The organism is Streptomyces qaidamensis (assembly GCF_001611795.1).
GTDB lineage: Bacteria > Actinomycetota > Actinomycetes > Streptomycetales > Streptomycetaceae > Streptomyces > Streptomyces qaidamensis.
This window is the reverse complement of record NZ_CP015098.1, coordinates 607,781-626,766: the sequence shown is the minus strand read 5'-3', so window position 1 is coordinate 626,766 and position 18,986 is coordinate 607,781. Positions and strand designations below refer to the sequence as shown.

Genomic DNA, 18,986 nt, shown 5'->3' with positions numbered 1-18,986 from the left:
GGTTACTTCAGGTGCGTGTCGACGTCGATCAGGGACCGCTCGCGCGGGTCGAGGATCACGCCCTCGACGTCGTCGGCGATGCCCTGCAGGACCTGCTCGTGGACCAGCGGCACCACCGCGTCGGTGCGCAGGATCTCCGCCTCTGCGCGCATGATCTTCTCCCGTCGGCTCTCGGTGTCCCGCTCTGCGGCGGCGGCCCGGATGGCCTTGTCCACCGCGGCGTTCTTCAGGCCGGCGATGTTGTAGACGCCCTCGCTGGTGAAGTCGCTGGCGAGGTAGTCGACCGCGTCACCGGTGTCGAGGAGCGTCACCCGCGAGAAGACGAGGGCGTCGTACTTCCCGGCGAGCAGGTCGGCCTCCATCTGGGTGTACTCGCGCACGTCCTGCTTCACGGTGAACCCGGCCTTCTCCAGCTGCTGCTGGAGCACGGACGCCGCCTCGGGAAACTCGGCCCGGTTGGTGTAGGTGGCCAGCCGCAGTGTCCTGCCCTTGGTGCCGGCCTTCACCTCGGCGGCGGGCGTGGCCTTGGTGCGGCCCGTCACCTCGACGCGCTTGCCGGCCGCCCAGGGGACGGCGGGCCCGAACAGGCCCTGCGCGGGGTCGGCGTAGCCGCCGAAGACGGAGTCGACCAGCGCGGAGCCGTCGACGGCCTCGCGGGCGGCGGCGCGCAGACCGGCGTCGGTGAACAGGCCGCTGCCGGTGTTCAGGACCAGACTGTCGGTGCGCACCGAGGAGACCTCGTGCCGGGTCTTCGCGTCGAGCAGTTTCGCCTGGGCGGTCGGGATCCACTCGGCGATGTCGGTCTCGCCGCCGCGCAGGGCGTTCGCGCGGGCCGTCCCGTCCGCGATCCAGCTGACGTCGATGCCGGGCGCCTTCGCCTTGCCGCCCCAGTAGCCGTCGAAGCGGTCGAGGGTGGCCTTGGTCTTGCCGCTCAGCCGGGTGATCTCGAACGGACCGGTGCCGGTGCCGAGGGGGCTCACGGCGCCGTCCTTCCCGTACGCCTTCGACGACAGGATCGCCAGCGCGGGGCTGGCCAGCCGCAATGGCAGCACCGGGTCGGGCGACTTGGTGGTGAGGGTGACGGTGTCGGCGTCGTCGGCCTTGGCGGTCAGTGACACGTCGCTCAGGACGCGGGGCTTGGGCTTGGCCGCGCTCGCGTGATCGAGTGCGTCGACGACGGCCTGGGCGGTCAGCCCGGTGCCGTCCTGGAACTCGGCCTTGCGCAGCTCGAAGGTCCAGGTGGTGGCGCCGTTCTGCTTCCAGGACTTCGCCAGAGCGGGCTTGGCCGTGCCGTTCTTGTCGAGGGCGGTGAGGCCCTCGGCGACGGAGAGCTTGCTCAGCACGGTGGCGTCGTTGCTGTACGGGGACAGCGCCTGTACCGGCGGCACGGCCAGCGCGACCCGCAGCCGACCGCCCGATGCCGTCCCGGCGTCGCTGTCGCCGGGCGCGAAGCAGCCGGTCAGCACGGGGGTGAGAGCGAGCGCCGCTATGAGGCCGCGAGAGGTGGTGCGCATGTCGGATCCTGTCGTGCGGGAGGTCTCGGGCAGGCAACTGCGGCCCGGTCCGGGGCTTGATCGGCGACGTCAGCATATAAGGGGAGCCTTACCAAACCCTCAACCGGGTAGGTGAAATCTCAACGATTGGACGGGCGTGGTTCGAATGATGGCCTCTCGACCTGCTGTTCGACCTGTGCCATCGTGTGCGCCGGGCGGAGGTGAGGCGCATGACCGGCGCGGACCCGGGGCTGTTCGGTCCCGAATCGGTGACCTGGCAGCTCCACAGCGACCCCGTGATGTGGATCGCGGGCGTCCGGGCGCTCTACCTCCAGGCCCTGCATCCGCGCGCGGTCCGCGGGGTCACGCAGAACTCCGACTTCCGTCGGGACGCCTGGGGCCGGCTGATGCGTACCGCGAGCTTCGTCGGAACGACGACGTACGGCACCACCGACGCCGCCGAGCGCGCCGGTGCCCGCGTCCGCAGGATCCACCGCATGCTGACGGCGACCGACCCGGACACGGGCGAGCGCTACGGCGTCGACGAACCCGCCCTGCTGATGTGGGTGCACTGCGCCGAGGTCGACTCGTACCTTCACGTCGCCCGCAGATCCGGCATCCGGCTCACCGACGCCGAGGCCGACCGCTACCTCGCCGAACACCTGCAGAGCGCCCGCCTCGTGGGCCTCGACCCCGGCGCCGTACCGGGCAACCGGGCCGAGATGGCCGCGTACTTCGACAAGGTGCGCCCAAGCCTCGCCTGCGGATCCGAGGCACGCGAGGTGGACGGCTTCCTGCTCCGCCCGCCGACGCACCCCCTCCTCGTACCGGCGCGCGAGGTGTTGTGGCGGCGCGTGGCACATCTGGCGTACGCCTCCCTGCCGCCGTACGCCCACGAGTTGTACGGCAGACCGGCCCCCGCACCCGCCACCGTCACCCGCCAACTGCGCCTCGCGGGCCTCCTGCTGCGCCGTGTTCCCGCACGTGTGCGGTGGCAACTCCCGCCCAAACACATCCTGCGGGCCATGGCGAGGCTCGGCCCCGGCGCCCGCCCGGCACCGTACAAACTCGGACGATAGGCCGCCATACTGGGTGGGCCAGGGGGCGGGCGAACAGCTACCGGGGGGAGCGTCGCGCGACATGGGGGACAGCAGGCTCATCCAGGGCCGGTACCGGCTGCTCGATCTGATCGGGCGCGGCGGCATGGGCGAGGTGTGGCGGGCACGGGACGAGTCCCTGGGCCGGCACGTCGCCGTCAAGTGCCTCAAACCGCTGGGCCCGAACCACGACCACGCCTTCACCCGCGTGCTGCGGGAGCGGTTCCGCCGCGAGGCCCGGGTGGCCGCCGCGCTGCAGCACCGGGGCATCACCGTCGTGCACGACTTCGGCGAAGCCGACGGCGTCCTCTACCTCGTCATGGAACTGCTGGACGGCCGCAACCTCAGCCAGCTCCTGGAGGACAACAAACAGCATCCGCTGCCGGTCGCGGACGTCATGGAGATCGCCGAGCAGGTCGCCGCCGCCCTCGCCTACTGCCACGAACAGGGCATCGTCCACCGGGATCTGAAGCCCGCCAACATCGTGCGGCTCGGCGACGGCACGGTGAAGATCTGCGACTTCGGCATCGCCCGCCTCGGCCACGACATCGGCTTCACCTCCCGGCTGACCGGCACCGGCATCGCCATGGGCACCCCGCACTACATGTCCCCGGAGCAGATCGGCGGCGACGGCGTCGACCACCGCAGCGACCTCTACTCCTTCGGGTGCGTCCTGTACGAGATCGCCACCGGCGTACCGCCGTTCGACCTCGACGACGCCTGGGCCGTTCTCGTCGGCCACCGCGACACCCCGCCCCGCCCGCCGCGCGAGCACCGCGCCGAACTGCCCGAGCACTTGGAGCGGGTCGTCCTCGACCTGCTCGCCAAGGACCCCGGGCAACGACCCGACGACGCCCGCGAGCTGGCCCGCAGGATCAGCGCCCACCGGGCCGCTCCGGCGTACGTGCAGGCCGTCGCGGCGGCCCGCCCGGCCTCCGGCGGGCCGGCGGGCGCGGGCCGGCTGCCGTCCTGGACCCGCGGCATGACCACCGGCCACAAGGCGACCGGCACCGGGCTGCGCACCACGCCGCCGGACCCGTCGGCGGGACTGTCCGGCGAGTGGATCGCACGGCCCGCCACCGGCCCCGTCATCGAAAGACCCGCCGCGGTGGAACGGCCCACCCCGCCCACGGAGGTCCTGACCGCCCTGGCCGGCCGGCACAACGCCGGCCTGAGCCTGGGCAGGCTCGGCCGCTGGGCGGAGGCGGGCGAGGTGCACCGGGCGGTCGCCGCCGAACGCGAGCACCTCCTCGGGCCCGACCACCCCGACACCCTCTCCAGCCGCTACGAGGTCGCCTTCACCCTCAGCCGCACCGGCCGCGCCGCGGACGCCCTGCGCGAGTACAAGCACGTGGCCGAGGCCAGGATCCGCACCCTCGGCGCCGACCACCCCGACACCCTGGCCGCCCGCCAGGAGATGGCCTACGTGCTCGGCCAGCTCGGCCGTCCCTTCGACGCCCACCGCGTCTACACCTCGGTGCTCACCGCCCGCGAGCACACGATGGGCCCCGACCACCCCGACACCCTGCGCTGCCGCCACAACCTCGCCTTCAACCTCAGCCGCCTCGGCCGCCTGGAGGACTCGTACCGCATGGCCCGCGAGGTGGCCACCGCCCGCGCCCGGGTCCTCGGCCCGGACCACCCCGACACCCTCGTCACCCGCTACGAAGTCGCCTACGCCCTCGGCCAGCTGGGCCGCTGGGCCGAGGCCCTGGAGACCTACCGCGAGGTCGCCGAGGCCCGCGGCCGCGCCCTCGGTGCCGACCACCCCGACACCCTCGCCGCCCGGCACGAGATCGGCATCAGCCTGGGCCGCCTCGGCCGCAGCGCGGAGGCCCTGGACCTCTACCGCGGCCTGGCCGAGGACCGCAGCCGCAGCCAGGGCCCCACCCACCCCGAAACCCTGCGCGCCCGCCACGGCCGCTGCGTCAACCTCGGGCGGCTCGGCCGCTGGGAGGAGGCCCTCACCGCATCCCGGGAGGTCGCCGCCCTCCGCGAGCAGGTCCTCGGCCCCGACCACCCGGACACCCTGGTCAGCCTGCGCGAGGTCGCCGTCGGCCTCGGCTGGCTGGGCCGCTGGGCCGACGCGCTCACCGTGTACCGGCGCGTGGCCACCGCCCGCGAACGCGTCCTCGGCCCGGACCACCCCGACACCCTCGCCAGCCGCAACGACGAGGCCCACTGCCTGGAACAGCTCGGCCGCAGCGCCGAGGCCGTGGCCCTGTACCGAAGAGTGGCGGCCCTGCGGGAGCAGCGGGCCGCGGCGGCGCGCTGACCCCGAGCGAGCGGGCAGGCGCCGTCTGGCCGACCCGGATCACCCCGTGTTACCAAGAACCATGACCGCACCCGAGGGACCCCGCGCACACCGGACGTACGACGCCGTCATCGTCGGCGGCGGCCACAACGGTCTGGTGGCCGCCGCGTATCTGGCCCGGGCCGGCCGCTCCGTGCTCGTGCTGGAGCGGCTGGACCACACGGGCGGCTCGGCGGTCTCCACCCGGCCCTTCGCCGGGGTCGACGCCCGGCTGTCCCGCTACTCGTACCTGGTCAGCCTGCTGCCGAAGAAGATCGTCCGGGACCTCGGCCTGGACTTCCGGGTGCGCACCCGCACCGTCTCCTCCTACACACCCGCCGAGCGCGACGGGCGGCCCACCGGCCTCCTCGTCGGCGGCGGTGAGCGACGCACCCGTGAGGCGTTCACCCGGCTCACCGGCTCCGACCGCGAGTACCGGGCCTGGCAGGCGTTCTACGGCATGACCGGCCGCGCCGCCCGGCGGATCTTCCCGACCCTCACGGAGCCGCTGCCCACCCGCGACGAACTGCGTGACCGCCTCGACGACGAGGAAGCCTGGCGGACGCTCTTCGAGGAGCCGGTCGGCATCGCCGTCGAGGAGCGTTTCGACGACGACCTGGTGCGCGGCGTCGTCCTCACCGACGCCCTCATCGGCACCTTCGCCGACGCCCACGACCCCTCCCTGAAGCAGAACCGCTGCTTCCTCTACCACGTGATCGGCGGCGGCACCGGCGACTGGGACGTGCCGGTCGGCGGCATGGGAGCCCTCACCGACGCCCTCGCCGGCACGGCACGCGCGGCGGGCGCGGTCCTCGCCACCGGTCACGAGGCGCTGCGCATCGCCACGGACGGCCGAACCGCCGAGGTCACGTATCGCACGGCCGACGGCGAAGGTACCGTCACCGCCCGCCACGTACTGGTGAACGCCTCACCGCAGGCCCTGGCCGACCTGACGGGCGACACGCCTCCGGCGCCCGCCGAGGGAGCCCAGCTCAAGGTCAACATGCTGCTCAAGCGGCTGCCGCGGCTGCGCGACAACTCCGTCGACCCGCGGGAGGCCTTCGCCGGCACCTTCCACATCGCCGAGGGCTACGAGCAACTGGCCGCCGCCCACGCCCAGGCCGCCGCCGGAGAGCTGCCCGCCGCGCCGCCTTCCGAGATCTACTGCCACTCGCTCACCGACCCGACCATCCTCGGGTCCGGTCTGGCCGAGCAGGGCTACCAGACGCTCACCCTCTTCGGCCTGCACACCCCGGCCCGCCTGTTCGAGCGGGACAACGACGCCGTACGCGAGGACCTGCTGAAGTCCACCCTCGCCCAGCTCGACGCCCACCTGGCCGAACCCCTCGCCGACTGCCTGGCCACCGACGCCGACGGACGCCCCTGCATCGAGGCCAGGACCCCCCTCGACCTGGAGCGGGACCTCGGCCTGCCCGGCGGCAACATCTTCCACCGCGAGCTGAGCTGGCCCTACGCCCAGGACGGCACCGGCCGCTGGGGCGTGGAGACCGGGCACGCCAACGTGCTGCTGTGCGGGGCCGGTGCGGTGCGCGGGGGCGGAGTCAGCGGAGTACCGGGGCACAACGCGGCCATGGCCGTGCTGGAGAACACCGGAGGGTGACCGCTCAGTCGGCCTCCCGCGTCCACCCCACTGCATCGAGGCGCGCCCCGTCCGCCGGACGCGTCTCGTCGAACAGAACGTCCCCGGAGGCCTCCACCCGCAGCCGGTCCACGTAGCAGCCGCGCCCGACGTACAGCCGGTCCGTCGCGTACCGCCAGCGCAGGGCGAGTTTTCGCGCGGCCGGGAGGCCGGCGGTGAGCTTGTGCCAGACGCGGCCGGACCAGCCCGTGACCGAGCCCGAGGGGCGCTGCTCGGGGTCCCGACCGCGGCGGGACGTCGTGAAGGGCACCGGCTGCCAGGTCGTGCCGCCGTCGGTCGTGGCCTCCAGGACCAGGACGTCGGCCTTGGGCTCGGTGTCCCACCACAGTGCGCAGCGCAGCAGCGCCCGCCCGGCGGACGTGTCGAGCACCGGAAGGGTGAGGGTCGCCGTGGTGGAGAGCGCCATCCCGGAGAACCAGGCCGTGCGTCCCCGAGCCGGCCGCACCGGCACGGCCCGTGCCATGTTGTTCGCCGCGGCCACCCTGGGCGCCGAACCGGACCGCCAGCTCCGTACCGGATGGACCGAGTTGCCGAGGACGACGAGGAACGAGTCGGTCGTCGGGTCGAGCACCAGCGAGGTGCCCGTGAACCCGGTGTGCCCCGCACTGCGCGGCGTGGCCATCGCGCCCATGTACCAGTGCTGGTGGAGCTCGAATCCGAGGCCGTGCTCGTCCCCCGGGAAGGCCGTGTTGAAGTCGGTGAACATCAGCTCCACCGACTCCGGCGTCAGGATCCTGGACCGCCCGTAGACACCGCCGTTCAGCAGCGTACGGCCGAGCACCGCGAGGTCCCACGCGTCGGAGAACACGCCCGCGTGGCCCGCGACCCCGCCCAGGCCGAAGGCGTTCTCGTCGTGCACCTCGCCCCACACCAGGCCCCGCTCCAGGCCGGACCACGGCGCCCGCGCGTCCTCCGTGGCCGCGATCTTCGGCCGCCAGGACGCGGGCGGGCTGTAGCGGGTGCGGCGCAGGCCGAGCGGCCCGGTGATCTGGTCCCGGAGCAGGACGTCCAGGGTGCGGCCCGTGACCCGTTCCAGCACCAGCTGGAGCGAGATGAGGTTCAGGTCCGAGTACAGGTACGCCGTGCCCGGCGCGCTGACCGGCGCCTCGTTCCAGATGCGCTGGAGTTTCTCCTCGTACGTCGGCGCGCTGTACAGCGGGATCCAGGCGCGGAAACCGGAGGTGTGCGTGAGGAGCTGACGGATCGTGATGTCCTGCTTGCCCGCACGCGCGAAGTCCGGCAGGTACGAGGCGACCTTCGCCTCCAGCTCCAGTGCGCCCCGCTCCATCTGCTGCACGGCGAGGATCGAGGTGAACAGCTTCGACACCGACGCCAGGTCGAAGACGGTGTCCTCGGCCATGGGGATCTGCTCGCCGGGCGGGAACTCGACGCCGGTGTCGGTCTTCTCGTCGTAGGCCCGGTAGCGCACTGCCATGCCGATGGGCCGGTGCAGCGCGACCGTGCCACCGCGTCCGGCGAGCAGCACGGCCCCCGCGTACCAGGGGTGTGCGGGGGAGGGGCCGAGGAACGCCTCCGCGTCGGTGACGAGCCGGCGCAGGTGGGAGGCGAGCAGCCCGGCGCGGGCGGCGGAGCCGTGCCGCAGGGTGGGGCGGTGGCCGGTGCCCGCCGGAGCGGCCGCGGCGGGCCCGGCGGGCAACGGGGTGAGGGCGAGCGCACCGCCCAGAGCCAGCCCCGCCCGGCCCAGTTGACGTCGGGTCAGTTCGCCGCTCGCAGGTCTGTCGGTCACCGCACACACCCCTTCGCCTCAACCGTCTCGCATGTCCCGTGCAGTATGTCCGCCGCACGTCTGCGCACATAGACCGCACGCAGGAACCGAACCGCGGCGTGAATCTGACGGAGCATCAGAAAACCCCTTCCGTCCTCCGGAGGACTCCGGCATCCTGCGCCCATGCAGACGGAGCTGAGCCAGACACTGGGAATCGAGCACGCCGTCTTCGGCTTCACGCCGTTCCCCGCCGTCGCCGCGGCCATCAGCCGGGCCGGCGGCTTCGGCGTGCTCGGCGCGGTCCGCTACACCGCTCCCGGCGAACTCAAACGCGACCTGGACTGGATCGAGGCACACGTCGACGGCAGGCCGTACGGCCTGGACGTCGTCATGCCGGCGAAGAAGGTCGAAGGCGTCACGGAGGCCGACGTCGAGGCGATGATCCCCGAGGGCCACCGGCAGTTCGTCCGGGACACCCTCGCCCAGCACGGCGTGCCCGAGCTCGCCGAGGGCGAGGCGTCCGGCTGGCGCATCACGGGCTGGATGGAGCAGGTCGCCCGCAGCCAGCTCGACGTCGCCTTCGACTACCCGATCCGGCTCCTCGCCAACGCCCTCGGCTCACCGCCCGCCGACGTCATCGCCCGCGCCCATGACCAGGACGTCCTGGTCGCCGCACTCGCGGGCAGCGCCCGGCACGCCAGCAAGCACCGGGACGCCGGGATCGACATCGTCGTGGCACAGGGCTACGAGGCGGGCGGCCACACCGGCGAGATCGCCTCCATGGTGCTCACCCCGGAGGTCGTCGACGCCGTCGCTCCGCTGCCCGTGCTGGCCGCCGGCGGCATCGGCAGCGGGCAGCAGGTGGCCGCCGCGCTCGCCCTCGGTGCCCAAGGGGTGTGGCTGGGCTCCCTGTGGCTGACCACCACGGAAGCGGACCTCCACTCACCCGCCCTGACCCGCAAGCTCCTCGCGGCCGGCTCCGGAGACACGGTCCGCTCCCGGGCGCTGACCGGCAAACCGGCACGCCAGTTGCGCACCGAGTGGACCGACGCCTGGGACGACCCGGACGGGCCTGGCACCCTCCCCATGCCCCTGCAGGGGCTGCTGGTCGCCGAGGCCGTGTCGCGCATCCAGAAGTACGAGGTCGACCCGCTGCTCGGCACCCCGGTCGGCCAGATCGTCGGCCGGATGACCAGCGAGCGCAGCGTCCAGGCGGTCTTCGACGACCTCACCCGCGGCTTCGAGCGGGCCGTGGACCGCGTCAACCGCATCGCCGGAAGGAGCGGACAGTGAACACCCGTGCTCCCGTGGGCTTCTGGGCCGAGGCCACCGCCGAACCCGACCGCGCGGTCATGGTCGCCCCCGACGGTGAGGAGTGGACCGCCGGGCGCCTGCACGCCGCCGCCAACCGGCTCGTGCACGGCCTGCGCGCGGCCGGGCTGCACCGCGGCGACACCTTCGCGGTGGTCCTGCCCAACGGCGTCGAGTTCCTCACCGCGTACCTCGCCGCCAGCCAGGCCGGGTTCTACCTCGTGCCCGTCAACCACCACCTGGTCGGACCGGAGATCGCCTGGATCGTCTCCGACTCCGGGGCCAAGGTCCTCCTCGCCCACGAGCGCTTCGCCGACGCGGCCCGCGACGCCGCCGACGAGGCCGGTCTGCCGCACACTCACCGGTATGCCGTCGGCACCGTCGAGGGCTTCCGGCCGTACGCCGAACTCCTCACCGGACAGCCCGAGTCACCGCCCGCCGACCGCACCCTCGGCTGGGTCATGAACTACACCTCGGGCACCACCGGACGCCCCCGCGGCATCCGCCGCCCGCTGCCCGGGAAACCGCCGGAGGAGGCCTACCTCGGCGGGTTCCTCGGCATTTTCGGCATCCGCCCGTTCGACGGCAACGTGCACCTGGTCTGCTCGCCGCTCTACCACACGGCCGTGCTCCAGTTCGCCGGCGCGTCCCTGCACATCGGGCACCGGCTGGTCCTCATGGACAAGTGGACACCCGAGGAGATGCTCCGCCTCATCGACGCCCACCGCTGCACCCACACCCATATGGTCCCCACCCAGTTCCACCGGCTGCTGGCCCTGCCCGACGAGGTGAAGGACCGCTACGACGTCTCCTCGATGCGGCACGCCATCCACGGCGCCGCGCCCTGCCCCGACCATGTCAAACGGGCCATGCTCGACTGGTGGGGCCCCTGTGTGGAGGAGTACTACGCCGCCAGCGAGGGCGGCGGCGCCTTCGCCACCGCCGAGGACTGGCTCAAGAAGCCCGGCACCGTCGGCAAGGCCTGGCCCATCAGCGAACTCGCGGTCTTCGACGACGACGGCAACCGGCTGCCGCCCGGTGAACTCGGCACCGTGTACATGAAGATGAACACCGGCGGCTTCTCGTACCACAAGGACGAGGCCAAGACCCGCAAGAACCGCATCGGCGACTTCTTCACCGTCGGCGACCTCGGCCACCTCGACGAGGATGGCTACCTCTTCCTGCGTGACCGCAAGATCGACCTGATCATCTCCGGCGGCGTCAACATCTACCCGGCCGAGATCGAGTCGGTCCTGCTCGCCCACCCGGCCGTCGCGGACGCCGCCGTCTTCGGAATCCCGCACGACGACTGGGGCGAGGAGGTCAAGGCGGTCGTGGAACCGGCCCCCGGACACCGTCCCGGACCCGCCCTCGCCGCCGACCTCCTCGACCACTGCGCCCACCGACTCGCCGGCTACAAGCGGCCCCGGAGCGTCGACTTCATCACCGAGATGCCCCGCGACCCCAACGGCAAGCTGTACAAACGACGGCTGCGGGAACCGTACTGGGAGGGCCGGACGCGCCCGGTGTGAACCCGCCCGGCTCCTCCCGCCACCGGGGTCCTTGACCTCCACGGGCGGTGAACGGAGGATCATGTGTCATGACGACGCCCGGACACGGCAGCACGGTCGACGCGGTCCTGCGGCGCAGCGCCCGGCGAACACCGGCGCGCGTCGCGGTGGAGTACGCCGAGCGGAGCTGGACGTACGACGAACTCGACACCGCAGTCTCCCGCGCGGCGAGCGTCCTCCTCGACCAGGGGCTTACCCCCGGGGACCGGGTCGGCGCCTACGGCCACAATTCCGACGCCTACCTGATCGCCTTCCTGGCCTGCGCCCGCGCCGGGCTGGTGCACGTGCCCGTCAACCAGAACCTGACCGGCGACGACCTCGCCTACATCGTCGGCCAGTCCGGCAGCTCCCTCGTCCTCACCGACCCGGACCTCGCGCCGCACCTGCCGCAAGGCGTACGGGCGTTGCCCCTGCGGGACGCCGACGACTCGCTGCTCGCGCGGCTGCCCCGGGCGCCCGCGTACGACGGCCCCGAGCCGCGCACCGAAGACCTCGTGCAACTGCTGTACACGTCCGGCACGACCGCCCTGCCCAAGGGCGCGATGATGACGCACCGGGCCCTGGTGCACGAGTACCTGAGCGCGATCACCGCTCTCGACCTCAGTGCGGGCGACCGCCCCGCACACTCCCTGCCGCTGTACCACTCGGCGCAGATGCACGTCTTCCTGCTGCCCTACCTCACCGTCGGCGCGACGAACATCATCCTCGACGCACCCGACGGCGACCGGCTGTTCGACCTGATCGAATCGGGCCGCACGGACAGCCTGTTCGCGCCGCCCACCGTCTGGATCGCCCTGGCCGGACGCCCCGACTTCGCCACCCGCGACCTGAGCGGACTGCGCAAGGCCTACTACGGCGCGTCGGTCATGCCGGTCCCCGTACTCGAACGGCTCCGGGAGCGCCTGCCGGGCCTGGCCTTCTACAACTGCTTCGGCCAGAGCGAGATCGGCCCCCTCGCGACCGTACTCGCGCCCGACGAACACAAGGGCCGGATGGACTCCTGCGGCCGGCCTGTGCTGTTCGTCGACGCGCGCGTCGTCGACGAGGACGGCAGGGACGTACCCGACGGCACCCCCGGCGAGATCGTCTACCGCTCCCCGCAACTGTGCGAGGGCTACTGGGACAAGCCCGAGGAGACGGCCGAGGCCTTCCGCGACGGCTGGTTCCGCTCCGGCGACCTCGCGGTACGCGACGCGCACGGCTACTACACGATCGTCGACCGGGTGAAGGACGTCATCAACTCCGGTGGCGTCGTCGTCGCCTCACGCCAGGTCGAGGACGCGCTGTACACCCACCCCGCAGTCGCCGAGGCCGCGGTCGTCGGCCTGCCGGACGAGCGGTGGATCGAGGCGGTGACGGCCGTCGTCGTCCCGCGCGGCGACGTCTCCGAGGCGGAACTGATCGACCACGTCCGCGGAAAGCTCGCCCACTTCAAGGCGCCGAAGCGAGTGGTGTTCGTGGCGGAACTCCCGCGCAACGCCAGCGGGAAGATCCTCAAGCGGGAACTGAGGAACGACCTCGGGAAGCGGTAGCGCGCACGAGCCGGGGAACCCGGTTGTGCCGGACCGGCCCCGGACACCAGGATCGGCGGTATGCCGATCTTCCGTGCCCCGGACGGGACCCGACTCACCTATCACCTGCGCGGCGAGGGCGAGCCGCTCGTCGTGCTGCCCGGCGGCCCCATGCGGGCCTCCGCCTACCTGGGGAACCTGGGCGGCCTGGACGCCCATCGGCAGCTGGTGCTGCTCGACCTGCGCGGCACGGGGGAGTCCGAGGTGCCGGCGGACCCGGGCACCTACCGCTGCGACCGGCTCGTGGACGACGTCGAGGCGTTGCGGCTCCAGCTGCGACGGGAGCGGATGGACGTGCTCGCGCACTCGGCGGGCGGCAGTCTCGCCATGCTGTACGCGGCCCGGCATCCGCAGCGGCTGGGACGGCTGGCGCTGATCACCGCCACGCCATGGGCCCTCGGCATGCCGGCGACGGCCGGGGACCGGCTGACGGCGGCCCGACTGCGCGCGTCCGAACCCTGGTTCGCGGACGCGTTCCCGCCGTTCGAGGCCTGGCTGGAGGGCAGGGGCGACTTCGACCCGGCGTTCCTCCCGTTCTTCTACGGGCGGTGGGACGACGCCGCCCGCGCCCACGCCGACCGTGAGGAGACCGAGACCAACGACGACGCGGCGGAGATCTACGGCGCCGACGGCGCCTACGAACCGGACGCGACCCGCAGTGCGCTCGCCCGGGTGACAACCCCCGTGCTCGTCCTGGCCGGTGGAGTCGACGGCGGCCCGCGTCCGGCGCTCGCCCGGCAGGCAGCACAGGCCTTCCCGGCCGCCGGGTTCGCGGTGCAGCCGGGTGCGGGACACTACCCGTGGCTCGACGACCCGGACCGGTTCGTGCGGCGCGTGGCCGGCTTCTTCTCCTGACGCAGCGGGCACCCCTCTGCTGTTGGCGAAGCGGCCCCGGCCCGGCACCGCCCCCCGCTTACCGTGCCGGAATGGACAACCGACCGCGCACCGTACGGGCGAACGGCATCACCCAGGCCTACCGCGTCTGGGGACCGCAGGACGCACCGCCCCTCCTGCTGCTGCACGCCCGCGGGGCCGACGGCACCGACTGGGCGGAGATCGCCCCCGCCCTCGCCGCGGGGGCAACGGGACCCCGCCGGGTGTACGCCCCCGATCTGCGCGGACACGGCCGCAGCGACTGGCCCGGCGGATACGCGTACGAGACCCTGCGCGACGACATCCACGCCTTCCTCGGCGCGCTCGGCATCGAGCGCGCCGATGTCGTGGGCCACTCGCTCGGCGGTGCCGTCGCCTACCTGCTCGCCCAGCGCGGCCCGGGACTCGTCCGGCGGCTCGTCCTGGAGGACGTGCCCGCGCCCTTCCCGCTGGACCCGCCGCGCCCACCCGCCGAACGGCCCGGCGGGGACCTGCCGTACGACTGGGCGATGATCCTCGCCACCGACGAACAGCGCAACGCACCGAACCCCGTGTGGTGGGACCACATGGGGCGGATCACGAGCCCCACGCTGCTGATCGGCGGCGGTCCGAGCAGCCTCGTCCCGCAGGAGCAGATGGCCGCCTTCGCGGAACTGCTCCCCGACGCCCGGCACATCACCGTCGACGCGGGACATCTCGTGCACGAGGCCCGCCCGAAGGAGTTCCTCGCGGCCGTGGAGGACTTCCTCAGCCCTGCGGACCGTACGCCGTCATGAAGCGGTCGCGGAACTTGTCCATACCCCACCGGGGGGCGTTCGCGGCCGGCTTGAGGCCGTCCGTCCAGTTCCAGCCGGCCACCCGGTCCAGCACCTTCTTGTCCTTGGCGACGATGGTGATCGGCACGTCCTTGCCGGTGTCCCCGGCGGTGACGGTCGGCACCGGCTGGTGGTCGCCGAGGAAGACCAGCACCGTGTCCTCGTCGCCGTAGCGCTCGACCCACTCGGTCAGGCTCCGGATCGAGTACTCGATGGCCCGCCGGTACTCGGTGCGCACCTTCTCCGGGTCCTTCCAGACCTCCGTGGGGTCGGTGCCCTCCTTCTTGATCCGGTGGAACACCGAGCCGTCGCCGAGGTCGTCCCAGTCGATCATCCGCGCGATGGGGGACCAGGGGTTGTGGCTCGACGCCAGGATGATCTCCGCCATGATCGGCTCGCGGTCCTTCTTGCCGTGCTCCAGCCGCTGGAAGGCCTCCATGCTGAACTGGTCGGGCACGGGCGTCCAGCTGAAGTACGGGCCGTGGTAGCCGAGGTGCTCGGAGTCGTAGATGTGGTCCAGGCCGAAGTACTTCCCCTCCGGCCAGGCCCGCCGTACCCCCGGCACGATGCCGACGGTCCGCCAGGCGCCCGTCTTCCCGAAGTACTTCGTCAGCGTCATGCGGTCGCTCGTGGTCAGGTTGCGGTACCGCTGCTGGTTCTTGATCCACAGCCCGGACAGGAAGGTCGAGTGGGCGAGCCAGCTGCCCGCGCCCGTCACCGGCGCCTGCAGCCAGCCGCTGCGCGACTCGAACCCGGCCGCCTTCAGCCGACCGGTGCCCTCCTTGAGGACCGCGTCGGTCTGCTGTGCCATCGCCGGGTCGTCGATCGCGACCCGGCCGTAGCTCTCGATGAACGTGAACAGGACGTCCTTGCCGCGCAGTCCCGTGAGCAACTGGTCGGGGGGCGTCTTGGCGAAGGCGTCGACGGCGGCCTGCTTCTCGAAGACCCGAGCGTCCTTCAGGCCCGCCCGGACCTGCTCCACCCGGTTGCCCAGGAACTCCGCGTTGCCCTTGGTGGCGATCGGCACCGTGCCGATCTGCAGGCCCAGGGTCATGCAGGTGATCCACGCCGTGCCGAGGATCAGCGTCGTACGGGCGGCGACGGGCCGGTGCCGGACCATCAGGCGGGTCAGCCGTACCACGGAGAGGGTCGTGAGGACCAGCACCGCGACGAACAGGGCGATCACGCCGGTCACGGCCAGCACCTGGCCGGTACGGCCGAACGTCTCCCTCAGGAAGTCCGTGCCGTTCTCGATCAGGATCCAGTCCAGCACCAGGTCGAAGGGGCGGGCCAGGATCTGGTAGAAGCCCATGTCCACGAACTTGAGGATCGTGACCAGCCCGAGGAACGCACCCACGACCACGGCCGTGATCCGGCGGGCCGTCGGCGGCAGCGCGAGCAGCAGGCCCGCGAGCAGCACGCCCTCGGCGGGAATCCTGACGAACGACGCGAACTCGACCTTCTCGACCTGGTTCGGCACGAGCAGCGCGAACAGCACGAGGGCACCCGCCAGCACGGTGGTCCCCACGCTGACGCCGCGTGCCGCACGGGGGTAGAGGCGCCGCCAGCCGAACCAGCCGGGCTTCACCGGACCGGGGGACCCGTCGGAACCCGTGCCGGGGGCCGTGTCCGGGTCTGCGTCCACGGTCGCGTCCGGTTCCGCCTCCGGGGCGGTGTCCGGTTCCGTCTCCACGACCGTGTCCGGTTCCGCCTCCGGCTTCTCCGCTTCGGCCTGTTTCCCGGCCTGTTCCCTTGCCGCCGTGTCGTCATCCGGTTCCGCTCCACCCTCGGTCGGGTCCGAGAGCTGACGGGAGCGAGTGAAGAGCGACACCCGGTGGTCCTTCCGTGCGGTCCTGCTGGCATGGCTGACAGAGCCCGGAGACCGAGCCTGCCACCACCAGTACGTCCGCACGTCATCCCCGGTTCAATGTTCCGGCCGGAGAATCACCCGTCCGCAGCCACCGCCACCTGCCGAGCCCACCGGTAGTCCGCCTTGCCGCTCGGCGACCGCCGGATCGACTCGGTGATCACCAGGCGGCGCGGGATCTTGTAGCCGGCGAGCCGGTCACGGCAGTGCGTCCGGATGTCCTCCAGCGACAGCCGCGCCGCGCCCTCGCGCAGCTGCACCACCGCCGCCACATGGTGGCCCCACCGAGGGTCCGGCACCCCGGCCACCAGCGCGTCGTAGACGTCCGGGTGGGACTTGAGGGCCTGCTCGACCTCCTCCGGGTACACCTTCTCGCCGCCGGTGTTGATGCACTGCGAGCCCCGGCCCAGGACGGTGACAACGCCCTCCTCGTCGACGGTGGCCATGTCGCCGAGCAGCACCCACCGCTCGCCGCCCCTGACGAAGAAGGTCGCGGCGGTCTTGACCGGGTCGTTGTAGTAGCCGAGCGGCACATGTCCGCACTGGGCGATCCGGCCCACCTCACCGGCCGGCACCGGCGCGTACGTGGCCGGGTCGACCACCTGGGTGCGCGCGTTGACCCGCACCCGGAAACCCCGCTCCGGGCCGGAGTCCTCGGTCGCCGTCCCGTTGAAGCCGGACTCCGAGGAGCCGAAGTTGTTCAGCAGCATGGCGTTCGGCACCAGCGCCTGGAACTGCCGGCGCACGGTGTCCGACATGATCGCGCCGGACGACGACACGCTGAACAGCGAGGAGCGGTCGATGTGCCGCAGCGGTCCGCTCAGCGCGTCGATCAGCGGCCGCAGCATGGCGTCGCCCACCAGCGAGATGCTGCTGACCCTCTCCTTCTCCACGGTCCGCAGCACCTCCTCGGGCACGAACTTGCGGTGGATGACGACCCGCTGCCCGAAGTTGAAGCCGATGAACGCGGTGAGGGTGGAGGTGCCGTGCATCAGCGGGGCCGTCGGGAAGAACGTGATCCCCGCGCCGCCCGCCGCGACCCGCTCGGCGAGCTCCTCCGGCTTCTTCACCGGCTCCCCGGTCGGGGCGCCGCCACCGAGGCCCGCGAAGAACAGATCCTCCTGCCGCCACATCACGCCCTTGGGCATGCCGGTCGTCCCGCCGGTGTAGATGATGAACTGGTCGTCGGCCGAGCGGGCCGGGAAACCGCGCTCGGGCGATCCGGCGGCCTCCACCTCTGCGAACTCCACACAGGGCACCTCTGCGGCTTCCGGCGCCGCGGCCCCCACCCGGATCAGATGCCGCAGCTTCTCCGCCCGGGGGCGCGCCGCCGCCACCCGGGCCGTGAACTCGGCGTCGAAGACCAGCGCCGCCAGATCCGCGTCCCGGTAGAGGTACACCAACTCTTCTTCCACATAGCGGTAGTTGACGTTGACCGGCACGATCCGCGCCTTCAGGCAGCCCAGCACCGTCTGCAGGTACTCCACACCGTTGTAGAGGTGGAGCCCGAGGTGCTCGCCGGGGCGTATCCCGCTGTCGAGCAGGTGGTGGCCGACGCGGTCGGCCGCCGCGTCCAGTTCCGCGTACGTCAGACGTCGCTCCGCGCCCGTGCCGGGGTGGTCGGCGTACACCAGCGCCTCACGGCCGGGGACGACGTCGACGACCGACTCGAACAGGTCGGCAAGGTTGTACTCCACCGCTCCTCCTGACCCCGGGCGTGCCTGGCATCGGACGGTTCGCCGGTCATCAGAGCAAAGGGCGGTCCAACTGTGAAGGGTCTCCGCGAAAGAATCTGACTGACTGTCAGAAAACCCTTGAAGTGCTTCCCGCCCTACTGCAACCTGTTCTCGTTCCAGGAGACGGGAGTTCGCCATGGGCGGGACGGAACACCTCACCGTGCAGCGCGAAGGCGCCACACTGGTGCTCACGCTCAACAGGCCGGAAGCCAGGAACGCGCTCTCGCTGCCGATGCTCGTCGGCCTCCACGACGGGTGGCTGGAGGCCGATGCGGACGACTCGGTCCGCTCGATCGTCTTCACCGGCGCGGGCGGCTCGTTCTGCTCCGGCATGGATCTCAAGGCCCTCGCCGGGAACGGCATGGCCGGTCAGGAGTACCGCGACCGGCTCAAGGCCGACCCCGACCTGCACTGGAAGGCGATGCTGCGCCATCACCGCCCGCGCAAACCGGTGATCGCCGCCGTGGAGGGGGCGTGCGTCGCGGGCGGCACCGAGATGCTCCAGGGCACCGACATCCGGGTCGCCGCCGAGTCCGCCACCTTCGGCCTGTTCGAAGTGAGACGAGGCCTGTTCCCGATCGGCGGCTCCACGGTCCGCCTGCAACGCCAGATCCCGCGCACCCACGCCCTGGAGATGCTCCTCACCGGCCGCCCCTACACCGCCCGCGAGGCCGCCGCCATCGGCCTGGTCGGCCGCGTCGTCCCCGACGGCACGGCACTCGACACCGCGCTGGAGATCGCCGAGCGGATCAACTCCTGCGGCCCGCTGGCCGTCGAAGCCGTCAAGGCCTCCGTCTACGAGACCGCCGGGATGACCGAGCCCGACGGCCTCGCCGCCGAACTCGCCCGCGGCTGGCCGATCTTCGACACCGCCGACGCCAAGGAGGGCGCCCGCGCCTTCGCGGAGAAGCGACCGCCCGTCTTCAAGCGAGCCTGACCGTGCGGGTTCAAGCGAGCCCGGCCGTGCGGGTTC

General features: G+C 72.2%; 13 protein-coding genes. 9 read left to right on the top strand and 4 right to left on the bottom strand.

The window, feature by feature from the left end:
- Positions 1 to 2: 2 nt before the first annotated feature.
- Positions 3 to 1,514: an ABC transporter substrate-binding protein gene (locus A4E84_RS02760; RefSeq protein ID WP_062925004.1), complete on the bottom strand. Its 1,512-nt coding sequence runs from the start codon at positions 1,512 to 1,514 to the stop codon at positions 3 to 5.
- Positions 1,515 to 1,723: 209 nt separating this feature from the next.
- Between A4E84_RS02760 and A4E84_RS02755 the strand changes: the two genes are divergently transcribed.
- The 3 genes from A4E84_RS02755 (at position 1,724) to A4E84_RS02745 (ending at position 6,504) form a co-directional block, all read left to right on the top strand.
- Entirely contained in the window at positions 1,724 to 2,572 is an 849-nt protein-coding gene (locus tag A4E84_RS02755) for an oxygenase MpaB family protein (protein ID WP_062925003.1), read from the top strand.
- 61 nt (positions 2,573 to 2,633) lie between these two features.
- On the top strand, positions 2,634 to 4,865 hold the full coding sequence (locus tag A4E84_RS02750) for a serine/threonine-protein kinase (RefSeq protein WP_062925002.1): 2,232 nt from the start codon (positions 2,634 to 2,636) through the stop codon (positions 4,863 to 4,865).
- A gap of 61 nt (positions 4,866 to 4,926) precedes the next feature.
- Positions 4,927 to 6,504: a phytoene desaturase family protein gene (locus A4E84_RS02745; RefSeq protein ID WP_107308255.1), complete on the top strand. Its 1,578-nt coding sequence runs from the start codon at positions 4,927 to 4,929 to the stop codon at positions 6,502 to 6,504.
- Between the two features lie 4 nt (positions 6,505 to 6,508).
- Here A4E84_RS02745 and A4E84_RS02740 read toward each other — a convergent pair whose 3' ends face one another.
- A complete protein-coding gene (locus A4E84_RS02740) occupies positions 6,509 to 8,290 on the bottom strand; it encodes a serine hydrolase domain-containing protein (RefSeq protein ID WP_062925001.1) in 1,782 nt (593 codons plus the stop codon).
- Between the two features lie 162 nt (positions 8,291 to 8,452).
- Between A4E84_RS02740 and A4E84_RS02735 the strand changes: the two genes are divergently transcribed.
- The 5 genes from A4E84_RS02735 to A4E84_RS02715 all read left to right on the top strand — a co-directional run bounded on the left by A4E84_RS02735 (position 8,453) and on the right by A4E84_RS02715 (position 14,371).
- Positions 8,453 to 9,562 carry an NAD(P)H-dependent flavin oxidoreductase gene (locus tag A4E84_RS02735; protein WP_062925000.1) on the top strand — a complete coding sequence of 370 codons (1,110 nt, stop codon included), beginning with the start codon at positions 8,453 to 8,455 and terminating at the stop codon, positions 9,560 to 9,562.
- A complete protein-coding gene (locus tag A4E84_RS02730) occupies positions 9,559 to 11,112 on the top strand; it encodes an acyl-CoA synthetase (RefSeq protein WP_062924999.1) in 1,554 nt (517 codons plus the stop codon). The genes A4E84_RS02735 and A4E84_RS02730 overlap by 4 nt, the downstream gene beginning before the upstream one ends.
- 68 nt (positions 11,113 to 11,180) lie before the next feature.
- Positions 11,181 to 12,683 carry an acyl-CoA synthetase gene (locus tag A4E84_RS02725; protein WP_062924998.1) on the top strand — a complete coding sequence of 501 codons (1,503 nt, stop codon included), beginning with the start codon at positions 11,181 to 11,183 and terminating at the stop codon, positions 12,681 to 12,683.
- Positions 12,684 to 12,743: 60 nt separating this feature from the next.
- Positions 12,744 to 13,577 (top strand): alpha/beta fold hydrolase, encoded by an 834-nt coding sequence (locus A4E84_RS02720; RefSeq protein WP_062924997.1) that lies wholly within the window; start codon positions 12,744 to 12,746, stop codon positions 13,575 to 13,577.
- Between the two features lie 71 nt (positions 13,578 to 13,648).
- Complete coding sequence (locus A4E84_RS02715; protein ID WP_062924996.1) at positions 13,649 to 14,371, top strand: alpha/beta fold hydrolase; 723 nt, start codon at positions 13,649 to 13,651, stop codon at positions 14,369 to 14,371.
- On the opposite strand, the gene A4E84_RS02710 is transcribed toward A4E84_RS02715, so the two are convergent.
- Positions 14,343 to 16,241: an alkaline phosphatase family protein gene (locus A4E84_RS02710; protein WP_062924995.1), complete on the bottom strand. Its 1,899-nt coding sequence runs from the start codon at positions 16,239 to 16,241 to the stop codon at positions 14,343 to 14,345. The two genes, A4E84_RS02715 and A4E84_RS02710, sit on opposite strands and share 29 nt — an antisense overlap.
- 113 nt (positions 16,242 to 16,354) lie before the next feature.
- Positions 16,355 to 17,974: an acyl-CoA synthetase gene (locus tag A4E84_RS02705; protein ID WP_062924994.1), complete on the bottom strand. Its 1,620-nt coding sequence runs from the start codon at positions 17,972 to 17,974 to the stop codon at positions 16,355 to 16,357.
- Positions 17,975 to 18,149: 175 nt separating this feature from the next.
- Between A4E84_RS02705 and A4E84_RS02700 the strand changes: the two genes are divergently transcribed.
- A complete protein-coding gene (locus A4E84_RS02700) occupies positions 18,150 to 18,950 on the top strand; it encodes a crotonase/enoyl-CoA hydratase family protein (protein ID WP_062924993.1) in 801 nt (266 codons plus the stop codon).
- Positions 18,951 to 18,986: the final 36 nt, after the last annotated feature.

What these genes read in the sequence shown, in the direction of transcription:
- A4E84_RS02760 (WP_062925004.1), bottom strand. Translation starts at nt 1,514, where the DNA reads ATGCGCACCACCTCTCGCGGCCTCATAGCGGCGCTCGCTCTCACCCCC.
- A4E84_RS02755 (WP_062925003.1), top strand. Translation starts at nt 1,724, where the DNA reads ATGACCGGCGCGGACCCGGGGCTGTTCGGTCCCGAATCGGTGACCTGG.
- A4E84_RS02750 (WP_062925002.1), top strand. Translation starts at nt 2,634, where the DNA reads ATGGGGGACAGCAGGCTCATCCAGGGCCGGTACCGGCTGCTCGATCTG.
- A4E84_RS02745 (WP_107308255.1), top strand. Translation starts at nt 4,927, where the DNA reads ATGACCGCACCCGAGGGACCCCGCGCACACCGGACGTACGACGCCGTC.
- A4E84_RS02735 (WP_062925000.1), top strand. Translation starts at nt 8,453, where the DNA reads ATGCAGACGGAGCTGAGCCAGACACTGGGAATCGAGCACGCCGTCTTC.
- A4E84_RS02725 (WP_062924998.1), top strand. Translation starts at nt 11,181, where the DNA reads ATGACGACGCCCGGACACGGCAGCACGGTCGACGCGGTCCTGCGGCGC.
- A4E84_RS02720 (WP_062924997.1), top strand. Translation starts at nt 12,744, where the DNA reads ATGCCGATCTTCCGTGCCCCGGACGGGACCCGACTCACCTATCACCTG.
- A4E84_RS02715 (WP_062924996.1), top strand. Translation starts at nt 13,649, where the DNA reads ATGGACAACCGACCGCGCACCGTACGGGCGAACGGCATCACCCAGGCC.
- A4E84_RS02700 (WP_062924993.1), top strand. Translation starts at nt 18,150, where the DNA reads ATGGGCGGGACGGAACACCTCACCGTGCAGCGCGAAGGCGCCACACTG.